Source organism: Bradyrhizobium monzae (assembly GCF_021458635.1).
Lineage (GTDB): Bacteria > Pseudomonadota > Alphaproteobacteria > Rhizobiales > Xanthobacteraceae > Bradyrhizobium.
The window spans coordinates 241,619-256,779 of sequence record NZ_JAIRDQ010000007.1 but is presented as its reverse complement, the minus strand read 5'-3'; the positions used below and the strand labels follow the sequence as shown (position 1 = coordinate 256,779).

Genomic DNA, 15,161 nt, shown 5'->3' with positions numbered 1-15,161 from the left:
GTCAAATCTCCCGGCGACGAATAAAGCGCAGCATGAAAATCACCACGACAAGCAGCACCGGCAGCATGAACAGCGAGATGGCCGCGCCGTGGGCAACATCCCCAGAAACGATGCCGGTCTGAAAGCCCGCAAAGCCCAGGACCGAGGTCGCGCCACCGGGGCCGCCCATGGTCAGCAAGAAGACAATGGAAAGATCGGTGAACGTGAACACGATGCCGAAGATCAGGCCGATGGCCACGATCGGCAGGATCATCGGCAGGATGATCTGGTAGTTGCGGCGCCAGAAACCCGCGCCATCGACCGTCGCAGCGTCGATCACGTCCTGCGGAACCGCGGTGATACCGGCGAGAAAGATCACGATGGCAAATGGAAAGAAGCGCCAGGCGTTGATGATGACAATGCACAGCATCGCGAGGTACGGATTGCCGAGCCAGTTCGGCGCCTCATCGCGAGTGAGGATACCCGCTGCAATCATGGTCCAGTTGATCACGCTGTAGAGCGAGTCGAACATCCATTGCCAGGCGATCGTGGCGAGCGCGACCGGCACCGCAAAAGGCAGGATGATCAGCGCTCGCACAATCTTGCGGCCGGGGAAGGGCTGCAACAGCAGGAAGGCGCCGAACTTTCCAAGCACGAGGCCGAGCAGTTGCGACCCAAAGGTAAAGATGAAAGTGTTACGCAGCGTGTCGAGGAAAGTCGGATTTTGCAGGATTTGCTCGAAATTCGCCAGGCCGACAAACTTCCAGGTTGGATTGTAGATCGTATAGGCGCTGAGCGAGTAGTAGACCGCGAGCAGAAGCGGCAGGCCTACCAATAGCAGGACGTAAAGGATCGCCGGTGCGACCAAGATCGTTTCGAGCACCTCGCGCCGGTCCAGGATGAAGCGAAAGCGCGGGACCGGCTTGACAACAGGTTCGGCGATGACGGCCATCGGTGAAATTCCTGCCCTCAGTGGTGACTGCTACGATTGCCGTTGGTATCGTAGTGGCGCAACGCGCTGTTCTTCACCGCAAACGGATGCCATTCGCCGGGTCGAATGCTCCCTTCAGCCACGTGGGCCGGCGGCAGTTTCGCCGTGATTGGCTGCTTCGAATCGAAGCCATCCATCACACCGTAAACGATACGCTCCGACCCCAGATATTCGGAACGATCGACGCGAAACGAAAATTCGGTCGCGGCGTCCTCTGCGATCATGTCCCGGGGCAGGAAGTTCTCCGGCCGAAATCCGAGATAGCCGCCGCCGTTGGTAACGATATTCATCGGCGGTGCGCCAACAAAGGTCGCGACGAACAGGTCGGCAGGATCCTCGTAGATCTCGGTTGGTGTTCCCACCTGCCGAATCCGTCCATGGTCAATGACCGCGATACGGTCGCCCATACCCATCGCCTCGACCTGGTCATGGGTCACGTAGATGGTTGTGAGACGAACGCGTTGCTGAAAGTTCTTGATTTCCTGGCGAGCCGAGCTGCGCAACTTGGCGTCGAGATTGGACAGCGGTTCGTCGAGCAGAAGCGCGGTCGGCTCGCGGACGAGTGCGCGTGCCAGCGCCACACGCTGGCGCTCGCCGCCGGAGAGCTGGCGTGGCCGCCGGTCGAGAAGATGACCGATGCCAAGCAGCTGCGAGGCCCACTCGACCTTTTTTTGGATTTCCTCGCGGGGAACGCGTTGCGTGTGCAACGGAAAGGCAATGTTGTTGCGCACCGTGTAGTGCGGATAGAGCCCATAGCTCTGGAACATCATCGCAACGCCGCGGGCGCGAGGCGGGATATCGTTGACGACGTTGCCGCCGATCAGGAGATCGCCGCTGGTCTGCTGCTCGAGGCCGCAGATGATGCGCAGGAACGTCGTCTTGCCGCAGCCCGAGGGACCGAGCAGCACCATAAACTCGCCGTCCGGCACCCTCAGCGAAATGCCGTTGACGGCGTTGATCTCGCCGAACCTCTTGACGATGTCCCTGGTCAAAACTGCGGCCATCGATCCTCCCGGCGCTGATGCATAAGCACGGCCTCAGGTTTTTCCGTGCCACTTCGTGAAGATTGCCTCCGACTGTCCGTGCGCCCATTTGACCGAGTCCTCGGCGGACATCTGGCCGCTCGCCGCCTTCGCCATCATGTCGCAGATGATGAAGTCGTTGTAGGCCTCGTCGACGGCCGGCCAGGACGGGCCGGGATATCCCGGAGAGGCGGACCACTGCTCGGAATTCTGCAGCACCGCCAGTTTGTCCGCCGGCGTCGAAGTCGGATCATTCGAGAGGATCGGCATCGGCTTCGGCACGAGGTTAGCGAAGCAGGGGTTGTTGTAGCCTTCGCTCGCCTTGAACGCTTCCGGCCAATGATCGGCGTAGTATTTGAGGAATTCGATCGCGCCTTCGCGATTCTTGGCGAACTTCCAGATGCCGTAGAATTCGGAAGCGCCGCCCATGATCTGGCGCACTGGCCCCTTTGGCGGAGCCATCACGAATGTGTCGTCGGCGCCCTTCTTGTTTGCCTTCTGGAACGTCCGATAGGCCGAGATCGGGTTGACGATCATCGAGCCAATGCCCGAAACAAGATAGCGATTGTTGCTGGAGTCGTCCCACGACAGCACTTCCGATGTCATCGCCTCCTTGTACAGCGCTGCGACGTACTTGACGGCTTCGACGGTTTCCTTGCTGTTGAGCACGACGTTCTTGCCGTCCGCGTCCTGCAGCGCGCCGCCAAAGCTCCACAGCAGGCCGCGCCAGGTCGTGTTCGGGTCGTTGCTGTGCCCGAGTGAAATGCCGACCGGGTGGCCTTTGGCTTTCAGCTTGGCGCCGCCGATGCGTACATCGTCCCAAGTGTCCGGCTTCATCCCGATCTCATCCCACATGCTCTTGCGGTACATGGCGGGGAAGTTGATGTAGAAATCGGGAAATGCCGACCAGGTCTTATTGTCCTGATTGTAACCGATCTGGCGGCCGATCGTGCTGACCTTGCCGTACTTCTTCTCGGTTGCCTCGACGAGGGTTGTCACGTCGACCAGGAATTTGCGGTAGAGGTGCGCCCCGCCGGCGCCGTTCCAGCCGAACAGGTCATGACCTGATTGGGCCGAGGCTTCGGCGGCCGCCCGCGCGGCGACGTTGGCGACGGGGATGTGATCGACGCTGACGTCGATGTTGTTTTTCGTGCCCCAATCCTTTGCAAACTGATCGAACCATTTGTCGTATTCCGGAACGAAGTGGCTCCATTGCACGATCGAAAGCGATTTGGTGTCCGCAAGTGCTCTGGAAATGAATGGCGTAGCAAGGGACGGTGCAGAGGCCGCGGCAAGGGTAAGACCGGTTTGCGTCAGGAAGCGGCGTCGTGTGACGCGCAAGTACTTGCCCGTGCTCATCTCGAGTCCTCCTGTGGATGTCTCCAGTTGGAGAAGGCTCACCCAGACGAGGGATCAGTCTAGCTCGGTCCTGGATCTGACCATCTTCAACGACACTATAACTTTTCAAGCCTCGATCGGACTTTCGACTAAAGCCGGGCATTCGGTACGCTGCCGTACAAAGATTGACTGCTCGCCGAAATCGCACGGCGCTGTCTGGAAGCAGGCGATTTGGATGACTGCGTCAGAAGCAGCAAAGACAAGTGCGCATCAGGTCGGTGGCCGCGGGAATGCGATGCTCATGCAGGCCGCTTCGATGTAGGTGTCCGTATTCAGAGGCTATGATCTGATAGCATTCGCAGGTTCGATGCTCGAGAGCCGCATGATCGCGCACCTCGATGCTGCCTCGCTGCCTGACGAGACCGCCGGTCTGCTCCAGTTCGGCAAGCGTCGTCGTGATGCTGGCGCGTCGGACGCCCAGGATGACCGCCAGCATGTCGTGCGTCACGGGAATGACCCGGTCATCCAGCCGGTCGGCTGCAAGGAGCAGCCAGCGGCTCAGTCTTTCTTCGAGGCTGTGGCGGCCGCTGCAAAGCGTTGTCTGGGCGTTCTGAACCAGGAGCGCATGGATATAGCTGAATAGTTGCCGCTCAACATCAGGGTATCGGTGCGCAACTCGCCGCAGGTCGGGCACCGCAATGCGCAATGCATAGCCGGGGACCGCCATCAGGCATCGATTGGGGGAACGCTGTATGCCGAGCACGGCTGTTACACCGACGAAACCGAGCCGTCCGACCATCGCGACCTCGACCGGCCCATCGCGCTGGGTTCGCACCAGCAGCGATGCGACGCCGCGTTCGATGAAGTAGATGTGCTCGATGGGATGGTGGTAGTCCTGAAGAATCGCCCGGCGCTTGAGCGCCACGGGCTGAAGGAAGGGACGAAGCCGCTCGAACGACGCTGGGGCAAGACCAGCCAACAGGCGGTTCTGGACCCGCACCGTCTGCTCGCGGTTGGCATGGCTCAGCGCACTTTCCAGTGCTATCCCATGGAGCTCTCCTCAAGACGCCTCCCGATCGGGCTTGTTCAGCCAGCATCAGGGCTTCTCCCCGCCAAACTACCCCCTCTTCGATCCGGAGTCACCGGCACTCCGACAGTACGGCGACGCCGAGCCAAGGCGCTCCAACGCCCCTAGCGAATGAGCACTAAGCTGGCAACCCAATCGGATCACGCGCACCATGGCGCTCGATTTCGGCCCGAGACCGACACTGACGTCGGCTTCTGGCCCCAGGCGAAGTGGATCAATCGGCCGTTGAGGTCCTGCTATTAGTGGCAGATCGGACCTGCCGCTCTGCCGTAGCTCCCGCTCCATCGCTGGAAGACTACGGTTTTTCACTTTAATCCAGTTGCGACAACGCCCGCCCTGATACGGCCGGTCCCGACGCTTTGATACTAAACCCTCAAGTCCAAGATTGCAGGCCGCTCGAAATAGATCAGGTCCCAGCTCGCCGCGTTCAACCGGATTAAGGAAGACGCCTTCCGGATCCGCGCCAATAGGCGCTTCAAATTCGCCTTCCGCATCGATAGCGGGAGCATGCGCAAGTCGTCACCGCCTTCGGCAAGAATATCGAAAGCGCAGAACTGCACCTCGTGATCATGCTTGCGCGAGTGCAACGCGTTAAAATCTGAGATGCCATCAACGCCCAGCATGACCACTTCGCCGTCGAGCACGAATTGCTTCTGGCGGATATTACGTGCGGCCTCGACGATCCACGGATAGTGGCTGCGCCAGTTGTAGCCTCTCGCCGGAGTCCACGAAGTAAGGCGATTGTGGCGGTGCTATGAGAAGGTGAGCAAATCGCGCTTAGCCAGCAAGTCTGCAACGCTGTCCACGTCGTCGTGAACACCTCCAGTATCGCCTAGGTCACGCCTCTTACTGGAACGAAATCCATGCAATCGAACGATATGCTCGATTACTTGGTCGTACAGGAAGATAACGTCATCCATTTTCTTTCAATCTTTCGGCTTTTTCGTACAGATCAATATCGTTGATCGCGTCTTGAATTAGATCGCGGAGCGCGATCAGCGTGTCGCGAGCGCGAAGAGCCGAGCGGCCAGCCATGTACGGGCCTGCAGGTGGCAGGGTTTCTGCTTGTGATGCGGTGATGCTGCTGCCGGTTTGCCCTGTGCTGATCTCGGCAACGCGGCCGCCGTTGATACCGAAATAGGCGGCGATGTCGTGCTGCCGATCTCCTCGGATCAGCATTCCCTTAACAATTGCGATCTCACCATCGTTCAGTGGCATGGAGCGGTCTCCGAATGCGAATCGGGAATCACGACGATGGCACAATGCAGGGTAGTGCGAAGCCGGGGGACTACGGAGGCTCCTGTGAATAAGGCGGATTAGTCTGGCAGCTTCCAGACGAACCTGAGTGCCCAGCGGGCCCATAGTCCGGGGCATCGGCGATCTACACCCGGCGCTGCCCAGAACAGAAGGCCCAACACAAATCAGCCCGAGCATTTTTGTGGATTTTCAGATCGGGACACAACGGCGGATACAAGTCATTCACTTCATTGGTTTTACCAGGCTTTTTGCCACTAAAACTCCCCGCGCAGGGGAAAGTCTCTCCTGCGTGGACTAAACCACCGAGACAATAAACTCAGGGGAAAGGGGTTGGGGAAACGGAGGTAGCGGTCTCCTGACTCGAACTCGGCCGCTTGCGGGCTAGTTCCTAGTCCAAGACGACCCCGGTAGGAAAAAGGGCCGGAGCCGCTATCACGCAGCAACCTGTCGCAGCTTTTGGGCTGGCAGGGCCTCCAGATGCCGTGCCCAGCGTTGAAGTGCCTCGCGCATCTCAGGCGCATACCGAGCGCGGTTATACACCCCGGCAACGCCAGCCCGGTGACCGCTGACGTGATTTAGGATTGCCTCCACTATGTGTGGCAACACGCCTAGCTGGTCGGCCATCACCGTGGCCGCCGATCTCCGAAGATCGTGAACTGTCCAATGAGGCAGGGGTTCGCCCAGGTTTTCCGCGATCCGTGCATCAAGCGCTATTTTCGACTTGGACCAGCCTGAGAAACCACGATGCGGGTCACCGCTGCGTCGGGGTCCGTCACCAAATAGGAAGTCTCGGCCGTTTCGACGAGGCGGGAGTTGGGCAAGCGCGGCGGGCACCAATGGTAGCAAGTGCTCGCGATGGTTCTTGGTTCGGGCGCTTGGCAGCGTCCAGTGCCCCGAAACAGTATCAAGTTCGGCCCATCGCATACTGCCTACTTCATCCCGACGTTGGGCCGTGAGCAGCAACAGACGCACAATGCGTCCGTAATCGTCATCGCCGCAGGCACGCCAGATCGCTGACAGCTCCGTCTCCGTGAGGACCCGTTCGCGGCTTCCCGGCTGCGCGGGTCGATTAGTGCCGAGAACCGGGTTCGCGAGAATGTCGAGGCCCTCCCGTATTGCCCAGTTGAACATTGAGGACAGGGCTGTGCGGGCGCGGGCTGCCGAGACCGCTCCATGAGCCGATGCGATGTCAGCGATACGGGCCGAGACATGACGGCGGGTGATCTGGAAAACCGAGACCGGATGCAGAGGTTTCCAATTGACCAACAAGTAGCGTTCAATTTCCGAATAGGTGCGCGGCTTCAGCCTTTGTTTGGCGTTCCGGAGATATTGATCCGCGACTGCCCGGAGTGTGTCGGCCGCCTGCAGGCGCGCCTTGGCTTTCTCGTCCGCCGGGTCTTTGCCATCGGCAACCAGGCCCAAAAGCCGCTTGGCCTCCCTGCGTGCCAGCTCGGGTGTCCAAGGGGAGCCGTGAGGACCGATCGTGAGGAAGCGTTGTCGACCGAACACTCGGTACTTGAGAACGTAAGTCGCTTGGTCGCGCTGACGCCGAACGCCGAAGCCCCGCACAGCTTCGCGGTGGTCTGCATCCCAAACAGTTTCGCCGGGCTTGAGTGCTTGCACGGCGCGGATCGTGATACTCGAAACAGCCATCCATCCCCTCCGTAGCTACCACGTAGCTACCACCATAGCGCCAATTGCAGCGCAGGTAAGGCGGGCTACGGCGGTCTTATTAATTGATAATGCTACGATTTTCGCACGAACGGCAGGACTGGCGCGGCGCCGGCGGAGTTCTTTCTATGTCTGTGGAACAGGAGGTCGGTGGTTCGAGCCCACCCAACTGTACCAGCGATGCTGATAATTCGGATTTCCCGCGTCTTATCGACTACGGGCGAAGGAGGTAGCAGCGAAGATTTCAGCGCGGTTATCGGGCCCGCTAACCAGCGAGCATATTTTGCAGTTACTGGAGCGATCTGGAGAAAAGCCTGGGTCACTCGAGCCCGCTATCGTGGACGTGCACTGCGACCGGGCCAATACAATATTGACGAAGCCCTACCAAGTCTCCGAGAAAACTTTTAGCTTGCCTGAAGGCTTCGGTACCAAAAAGCGAGTTGAGTATTTGCAGCGCGCCTTTGCATTGTGGATGAAGGCTCCCAACATATCTCAACTAGCTTTCGTTCAACATCGAGGAACGCCTCATCAAATAGGTCTTTCGTTTGCCGAAGGATATATTGGCGATAAGGCAGAAACTCTTCTGCCGGAATATCGAGAAGATTGGACACCAGCGCAGTTTCATTCGGCGCAAAACTCGCGCCAGAAAGAAACTGTGCCAGATAGCTCGTCTGGGCGGTCTTCAGTCTACACTGCTAGTACGACTACAAGTCGCCAAGTTGTCTTTGGTCCAAAGTGCTTCAAAGATCGAAAACTTGATAGAGGCGACTGTCAGTCTCATTCGGATTTATTCCGGGTCAGATTAGCTTCTCCTCGTTGGCGGTCGACTGGGCCGCACGTTAATGGACGGATCTCAGTTTATCCGACGAAATGCGACTTGGAATACCCTTTTGGGCATGAATCAACCGAAAGTATAATGACGACGTGCTCGACTGGAATTGCGGTGACAGTGCACCAAACTCCCGACGCGGGGAGACCCCTATCCGCAACGTTGCTCAAAGCCAATTTTGTGCGCGGTCCCCGTAGCTCCTTGGTTCGCAATGCGTTATCTGTAGCTCGTAGGATGGGTTGAGTTCTTGCGAAACCCATCTCTTCTTGGTCGTTGCTCTGCGTAAGCGCGTCATGATGCGTCAGTAGCCGCAGATTCTGCTCCGCCAGATTAAGGGGTAAAGAAGCCTCCACTCGGAATGAAGTTACGCATCACGGTGACAGTGCACCAAACTTTCGACGCGACCCTATCCGCAACGCTGCTCAAAGCCAATTTTGTGCGCTGTCGCCGTAGCTCCCCGGTTCGCAATGCGATATCGGTAGCGAGCCCAGCACGTTCATGGAAAAGCAAGCCGGCGAGAAAGATCGTGAGTTTCTTCGAGCGTCTCAAGACAGCAGCATCCGTTGAGTGGCGGGCTTACACCGAGCATCCCTTCACGAACGGATTGGCGGACGGCTCGCTCCCCGAAGCGGCGTTTCGTCATTACCTCGTCCAGGATTACCTGTTCCTCATCGAGTTTGCTCGCGCCTACGCGCTCGCGGTCTACAAGTCGCCCAAACTTGCCGACATGCGGGAAGCCGCGTCCGGCCTGTCGGCCATCCTTGATGTCGAGATGAACCTGCATGTGAAGCTCTGTGCCGATTGGGGCCTATCCCCGGCCGACCTCGAACAGGCTCCTCCGGCGGCCGAGATGCTGGCTTATACGCGCTACGTGCTCGACGTCGGAATGCGCGGCGATCTGCTGGCACTCAAGGTGGCGCTTGCCCCCTGCGTGATCGGCTACGCGGAGATCGCAACGCGGCTCGCCTCGCGCCCCGATGCGGACGCTGCAACGAACGCCTACCGCGTTTGGATCGCCGAGTACGCCGGCGTGCCGTACCAGGAGGTTGCTGCCAAAGCGCGGGCGCACATGGAGCATCTCGCCGATCTCTACGCCACGCCGGCTCGCGAGGCAGAGCTGATTGCGATCTTCAAGGAAGCCACCCGACTCGAGGCAGACTTCTGGGAGATGGCCTGGCGCGCGGGCGAGCGTGTCGAATAGCGGTTTCGGGAATCGTCAGGCGCCCGCTACCTCGCCCCCGCCACCACCATCACCACCACGTCAGCGCCCCCAGCAGCGTCCCCAGCGCCACCGCGCCCGACACCGGGTTCGCCAGCCGCTGGTACTATGCCGCGACGAAGTGCGCGTTTGCGTTGGTCGGCATCGCGGCGAACAGCACGATCACGGAGGCCGTGACCGGCGGCGAGTTCAGTGCGAGCACGAGAGTTTCACGCCTTCCTCAACGCGCAATCCCAATCCAGTCTCACCACGCGTCAGGAGATGATGGCCTTGACCTGCGCAGTGTCCGCGAACTCAATCAGCTCGATGATTTTGCCATCCTGAAATCTGAAGAGGTCCAGCACTTCAGTGCTGAAAACTTTCCCGCTTGGACAGTATCGGATGACAAGGCGGGACCGTATTGCAGCATTATTTCCTTCAACCACCTCGGTCAGAATCTCGCGCTTTTCGAAAGCGAAATGCTCGATGAATTGACCGAAAGCCGCCAGCAGTGGCTGCTGCCCCTTTACACTTCCTGTCAGGTGCAGCGCGCTGTTGTCGCCGATCAGATTGAACGAGCCCTCCGGATGAAAAGCTGCCACCAGGCCCTTCACATCACCATCACCACGCGCGGCGTAAGCGCGCTTGATGACGTCGAGCATGTCCTCGCGATGTCCCATATCCGCCTCCTCCGATGCGTATCATCGCAGAATAGCTACCATTGCGTGCGAAGGCAAAATCATAACAGGGGCTCACCGCGCCACCAGCATCACCATCAAAAGGACAGGCATCATGGCGGATACCATCCAATTCCAGCAGGTCATCCCGATCCTGCGGATCTTCGACGTTTCGAAAGCAGACGAGTTCTATCTCGGCTTTCTGGGCTTTGGCGTCGATTGGGACCATCGGTTCGACGACAATGCGCCGCTGTACCGGCAGATTTCGCGAAGCGGTCTTGTGCTGCATCTGAGTGAACATCACGGCGATGGCTCGCCGGGCGTGCAGCTGAGGGTCATGATGCAGGGTGTTCGTGAGTTCAATCGCGAGATCAACGCGAAGGGCTACCGCTACATGCGCCCCGGCCTGGAGACGACCGAATGGGGGACGATCGAATCCGGCGTCATCGATCCCTTTGGAAACATGATCCGCTTCTGCGAGCGGATCGAACGGGAGGACAAGTCAGTCGTCTCCACGACGTAGGACGACGATAAAGCGCGATGACGATTCATCCAAATCTCATCGCGCTTTAGGCTCTCCCGGCGCTCTGATCCGCAATTGGATCGGCAGCCGGGAGCATCGGGGGCTGGACGACGAGCCGTGCCATGTTCGCTCTCCAGGTGCAATCCTCCGAACGCCGGAGTTCGGTAGTTATACGGAGTCCATTTTCGGAACGGGGTGTTCTACTGTGTGAACACCGGCGCGATTTGAGTACCGCCCAATTTTGAGTTGTCGGGATGGGCCGCAGTGGGGCTGGAACCGCACTGCGGCTTTTCCGTTCGCGCAGCGGTCTCTACCTGATCCCTGCGACCACCATCACCACCACCGGCAATGTCACCGCCGCCAGCAGCGTTCCCAGCGCCACTGCGCCCGACACCGGGTTCACCAGCCGCTGATACTGCACCGCAAAAATGTAGGCGTTGGCGCCGGTCGGCATCGCTGCGAACAGCACGATCACGCCGGAGGCGACTGGCGGCAGGCCGAGCAGCTTTGCCAGCACGAACGCGATCGCCGGCATCGCCAGCAGTTTGAGCGCGCTCATCACGACGACGCTCGGCATCTCGCCCTTCACCTCGAAGCGGAACAGGGTGATGCCGAGCGCGATCAGCGCGGCAGGTGACCCCGCTTGCGCGAGCAGCTCGATCGTCTTGTCGACGACGGGGTTGAGGCCGAGGCCCGTAAAACGCCAGACCACGCCAAAGCCGATCGCCAGCATCAGCGGGTTGCGCGCGAGATCGGCGAGCACGGGGCGAATCACCGCGAGCGGCGAGTCGGTGCGCTTCCGGCTGACGAGCTCCATCTGCAAGATGCCGCAGAGCCAGAGCAGCGGCGTGTTCACCGACAGGATCAGCGACATCGGGCCCGCGGCCTCGTTGCCGAGCGCCGAGAGCACCAGCGGAATGCCGAGCATCACGATGTTGCCGTAGACCGAGCCGATCGCGAACACGACGCCGTCCTCGCGGTCCTCGCGCCGCTCGCGCAGGAATGCCGAGATCACCAGCGCCGCGATCCAGGTCAGCGCGAGCGCGCCGTAATAGGCGCCCCACATCCGCCACGGGCTGACGTCGGGGAATTCCGAGACGACGATGGTGCGAAACAGCAGCGCGGGGATCGCGATGCTGAAGGCGAATTCGGAGATGCCCTTGTGCGCGCCCTCGGAGACGAAGCGAAACAGCACTGACGCATAGCCGGCCGCGATCAGCGCAAACACCGGCGCGACGATCAACACGGTGGCCATGCGGTCCTCCCCCTCACGGGGATTTCGGCCGACCACCCCACGCGCTTCTCGATCGTGCCATCATGCCGGTGTTTTGCCCGACGTGTCAAAGGAAATTCGTAAAATCCGCAAGTGCGCGAGAATTCGCGAGGCCGGCCGGAACCCTGGCTACTGTGCATGGGGTTGTTTTGGCGATTTGGCCGGGGAAGACGGCGGGCTGCCCTCCCTGTTGCCGGGAGCGCACAGGTGGCCGTTTTCGCCTTGAGCCACGTTTGCCCCTCGTTGCCAACCAACGCCCGTTCACCCACACTCCCTCCCGACTCGACATTTGGGGGGATCGATGCCGGCGTTTCGCTCGAAGACATCCTTGGCTCTCGCAGGCCTCTCGCTGGCGCTGGCCGTTCTGGTTCAGCCGGGCACCGGCTTCGCCTACACGCCGGAGCAGCAGCAGGCCTGCACGCCGGATGCGATGAGCCTGTGCGGCGAGTTCGTGCCGGACGTCGATGCCATCACCGCCTGCATGATCCGGAAGAAGTCCCAGCTGTCGCCGCAATGCCGGGCGTTCTTCCGCCAGGGGCCGGAGCCGGGCGAGGCCAGCGCCGGTCAGCCTACCAACATCAAGCCGGTTGTGGCGAAGAAGACCAAGCCGAAGGTCAGGAAGAAAAAGACCGACGACGACTAGGCGCTCGCGCGTCAAAGTGACTCAGCGGCATCAGCCTCGCGACAGCCACTGGACTCGTTTTGTTCGCGCAGGCCGCGCGCGCGGCTGCAGCGATTGCGACCATGCGCAACGGCAAAAGCCGCGTGAGGGTTTGCGCGGCGAGGTTGTAGTTCGCTCTTCCCCTTGAAACTGCCCGGAAAAACACGCGGTTGGCCGCGTGAACAGCGATTCATGACGGTTTGTGTCTGTCGTCGCACGCAGCAGTGTGACTCAAAGCCAACACGTCTGGTTATTTCGTGGCGCCAACGCAACTCACGATAAATTTTTCTTTCACGAATCAGCGCGGTGATTCATTTTCGCGGCCTGGGGTCAATCTGGAGGCCAGAGGTATGAACGTTATTGTTTTTGCATCGCGTAAAGGCGGCTCGGGCAAGAGTACCCTGGCCGCACATCTCGCTGCGCAGATCAAGGCGAGCAAGCAGGTGATGCTTGTCGACGCGGATCCGCAAGGCTCGCTCACGCTGTGGCACAAGCTGCGTGGCACCAACGAGCCGCCGATCAAGTCGGCGGTGAACTCGGTCAGCGGCATCGTCTCCGCTGCCAAGCGCGACGGTTATGAATGGGTGTTGATCGACACGCCGCCGAACCTCTCGGCCGTCGTCGACGACGCGATCAAGAACGCCACGATGGTGGTCATCCCGGCACGGCCCGGCGTGTTCGATGTCAACGCGGTGCAGGAAACCATCCAGATGTGCCGCGCGGCGCGCAAGCCCTACGCGGTCGTCCTCAATGGTGCGCCGGCCAAGCGTGACGAAGCCGAAAGCCCGATCGTCACCATCGCCCGCGAGGCGCTGGCCAAGTTCCGCGCGCCGGTGTGGGGCGGTCAGATCACCAACCGTTCGGATTTGTTGATGGCACTCAGCCACGGCGAAGGCGCGCGTGAGTATCAGGCCGAGAGCCGTGCAGCTCAGGAAATTGCAAGGCTGTGGGCGGCGATCGAGCGTTCAGTGAAAGCTATTCGCGGCACGGCGTCGGCGTCCGGCGCAATGCACAAGCAGGCGGCATAATTTCATCAATCATTTCCCCGGACGAAAAGCGCGCGGTGTCCCGCGCGTTTTGCGTTTCCGGGACTGACGGTGAAGTTACGCGATCATCAGCATGTAAAACACGATGACCGGTGACAGCGTCAGGATCACCGACCAGATGCCGACGGCCCAGATGATGTCTTCGGTGGAAAAGCCCTGCTGTCCGGCGTCGTAATGCGACGCCGCATCATTCTGATTGTTCAAGATCGCCCCCGCGATTTCTTCGCTTGTGGGGGCAACGGTACGCAGGATGTTTTAAAATTCCGGGCCGTTCGCGCGCTCGCATTTTGAGCGCATTTGCCACCACGGATTAACCATTCGCGCAGCGTTAACCACCGGGCGCGCGCTGCATCACTCCCTCTCCGCGTTCTTACGGGGAGAGGGAGTGAGGGTTGCTTCCGCAAATGTGGTGAGCGACTACGCCGCGACTTTCACCCGCCGCTCGATCTCGCGATCGAGTGTGGCCGCGAGCTCGCTGCTCACCTCCACCATCGGCAGGCGCACCTCGGGGCTGTCGATCAGGCCGCTTCGCCACAGCCAATACTTCGCCGGTGCCGGGCTCGGCTCAGTGAACATGAGCCGCGTCAGCTCCGAGACCTCCTGCCAGCGCGCCTGCGCTGCATCGGCATTGCCGCGCTTCAGCTCGGCATGCACGGCGGCGAAGGTTGCGGTCTCGAGATGGGCCGACAGCAAAATGCCGCCGTCGGCGCCGTCGCTGAGCGACTCGAAATAATTGGCGTCCTCGCCGGTCAGCACGCGAAAGCCCTTCGGCCTGTCGCGCAGCAGCGCAAGCGATTGCTCACGGCTCGCGCCGCAATCCTTCAGCCCGATGATGTTGGGATGCTCGGCAAGCCGCAGCAGGGTCTGGTTGGTGATGCCGACGGCGCAGCGATAGGGAATGTTGTAGAGCGCGAGCGGCCAGGCGGCGTGATCGGCCAGCGCCTCGAAATGCGCGAGGATGCCGCGCTGCGACGGCCGCACGTAATAGGGGCTCGCGATCAGATAAAAGTCGATCGGCCAGTCCGCGGTCTCATCCAGCCGCTCCGTCATCCGCGAGGTGTCCGCGCCCGACAGCCCGAGCCCGATCGGCAACGTCCGGCGCCCGGCCGCCATCTCGTCGCGGACGATGGCGACGAGGCGTTCGAGCTCGGCGTCGCGCAGTGTCATGCCTTCGCCCGAGGTCGCGCCCAGGATGAAGCCGTCGATCGCTTGGGTGCAGTAGTGCCGCGTCAGCCGCCGCAGCGATGTCTCGTCGAGGCGGCCATCGCGAAACGGCGTCACCAGCGGCAGCCAGAGCCCATGCATATGGGGTCGCAAGTCGGTCATGTTCATTCTCCTTCTCGGGAAAACCTGAGACGGAGGGCACATGAAAAAACCCCGTCCAGGCGGCGGGGTTTTCGGGATTTGCTTGCGATGACGAAGCGGTGTTTAGCGCGCGCAAAAATCCGAGGTCCCCGGGTGGGGGCCTTTTTTCGAGACGATTGCGCACGACTTCGTGATCATTTGGAAACGATGCGGGGTATGCCTAAAACTGTCAATACACGCGGAAGGCGAAAGCCGAATTGGACAGAAAAAAAGCCGGACCCGAAGGCCCGGCTTAGGTATTGGC

Annotated in this window: 15 protein-coding genes; 4 read left to right on the top strand and 11 right to left on the bottom strand. The window is 60.4% G+C overall.

Translation table 11 applies throughout. The annotated features are described in order from the left end of the window. Position 1: 1 nt before the first annotated feature. The 7 genes from K3F49_RS25545 to K3F49_RS25515 form a co-directional block, all read right to left on the bottom strand. Positions 2 to 931, bottom strand: coding sequence for a carbohydrate ABC transporter permease (locus K3F49_RS25545; RefSeq protein WP_234683692.1), 930 nt, complete (start codon positions 929 to 931; stop codon positions 2 to 4). A gap of 17 nt (positions 932 to 948) precedes the next feature. Continuing rightward, positions 949 to 1,974, bottom strand: coding sequence for an ABC transporter ATP-binding protein (locus K3F49_RS25540; protein WP_234683691.1), 1,026 nt, complete (start codon positions 1,972 to 1,974; stop codon positions 949 to 951). A gap of 33 nt (positions 1,975 to 2,007) precedes the next feature. Then, a complete protein-coding gene (locus K3F49_RS25535) occupies positions 2,008 to 3,351 on the bottom strand; it encodes an extracellular solute-binding protein (RefSeq protein ID WP_234683690.1) in 1,344 nt (447 codons plus the stop codon). Between the two features lie 223 nt (positions 3,352 to 3,574). Beyond that, entirely contained in the window at positions 3,575 to 4,330 is a 756-nt protein-coding gene (locus K3F49_RS39460) for a Crp/Fnr family transcriptional regulator (protein ID WP_234683689.1), read from the bottom strand. A gap of 452 nt (positions 4,331 to 4,782) precedes the next feature. Beyond that, complete coding sequence (locus K3F49_RS25525; protein WP_346657353.1) at positions 4,783 to 5,079, bottom strand: ATP-dependent DNA ligase; 297 nt, start codon at positions 5,077 to 5,079, stop codon at positions 4,783 to 4,785. A gap of 250 nt (positions 5,080 to 5,329) precedes the next feature. Continuing rightward, on the bottom strand, positions 5,330 to 5,635 hold the full coding sequence (locus tag K3F49_RS25520) for a hypothetical protein (protein ID WP_234683688.1): 306 nt from the start codon (positions 5,633 to 5,635) through the stop codon (positions 5,330 to 5,332). A gap of 471 nt (positions 5,636 to 6,106) precedes the next feature. Then, positions 6,107 to 7,327 carry a tyrosine-type recombinase/integrase gene (locus tag K3F49_RS25515; protein WP_234683687.1) on the bottom strand — a complete coding sequence of 407 codons (1,221 nt, stop codon included), beginning with the start codon at positions 7,325 to 7,327 and terminating at the stop codon, positions 6,107 to 6,109. A gap of 1,373 nt (positions 7,328 to 8,700) precedes the next feature. Here K3F49_RS25515 and tenA point away from each other — a divergent pair. Beyond that, positions 8,701 to 9,375 (top strand): thiaminase II, encoded by a 675-nt coding sequence (gene tenA, locus K3F49_RS25510; protein WP_234683686.1) that lies wholly within the window; start codon positions 8,701 to 8,703, stop codon positions 9,373 to 9,375. Between the two features lie 272 nt (positions 9,376 to 9,647). On the opposite strand, the gene K3F49_RS25505 is transcribed toward tenA, so the two are convergent. After that, positions 9,648 to 10,052 (bottom strand): nuclear transport factor 2 family protein, encoded by a 405-nt coding sequence (locus K3F49_RS25505; RefSeq protein WP_234683685.1) that lies wholly within the window; start codon positions 10,050 to 10,052, stop codon positions 9,648 to 9,650. Between the two features lie 112 nt (positions 10,053 to 10,164). Between K3F49_RS25505 and K3F49_RS25500 the strand changes: the two genes are divergently transcribed. Further along, on the top strand, positions 10,165 to 10,572 hold the full coding sequence (locus tag K3F49_RS25500; protein WP_234683684.1) for a glyoxalase superfamily protein: 408 nt from the start codon (positions 10,165 to 10,167) through the stop codon (positions 10,570 to 10,572). Positions 10,573 to 10,882: 310 nt separating this feature from the next. Here K3F49_RS25500 and K3F49_RS25495 read toward each other — a convergent pair whose 3' ends face one another. Further along, positions 10,883 to 11,827, bottom strand: coding sequence for an AEC family transporter (locus tag K3F49_RS25495; protein WP_234683683.1), 945 nt, complete (start codon positions 11,825 to 11,827; stop codon positions 10,883 to 10,885). Between the two features lie 319 nt (positions 11,828 to 12,146). Between K3F49_RS25495 and K3F49_RS25490 the strand changes: the two genes are divergently transcribed. Together K3F49_RS25490 and K3F49_RS25485 are read left to right on the top strand one after the other, a co-directional pair. Beyond that, on the top strand, positions 12,147 to 12,488 hold the full coding sequence (locus tag K3F49_RS25490) for a hypothetical protein (RefSeq protein ID WP_234683682.1): 342 nt from the start codon (positions 12,147 to 12,149) through the stop codon (positions 12,486 to 12,488). Between the two features lie 368 nt (positions 12,489 to 12,856). Then, a complete protein-coding gene (locus K3F49_RS25485) occupies positions 12,857 to 13,534 on the top strand; it encodes a ParA family protein (protein WP_027547672.1) in 678 nt (225 codons plus the stop codon). 75 nt (positions 13,535 to 13,609) lie between these two features. Here the strand turns inward: K3F49_RS25485 and K3F49_RS25480 are convergent, their stop codons facing one another. Further along, positions 13,610 to 13,756: a hypothetical protein gene (locus K3F49_RS25480; protein ID WP_198029538.1), complete on the bottom strand. Its 147-nt coding sequence runs from the start codon at positions 13,754 to 13,756 to the stop codon at positions 13,610 to 13,612. Positions 13,757 to 13,969: 213 nt separating this feature from the next. Then, positions 13,970 to 14,878 carry a 4-hydroxy-tetrahydrodipicolinate synthase family protein gene (locus tag K3F49_RS25475; protein WP_234683681.1) on the bottom strand — a complete coding sequence of 303 codons (909 nt, stop codon included), beginning with the start codon at positions 14,876 to 14,878 and terminating at the stop codon, positions 13,970 to 13,972. Positions 14,879 to 15,161: the final 283 nt, after the last annotated feature.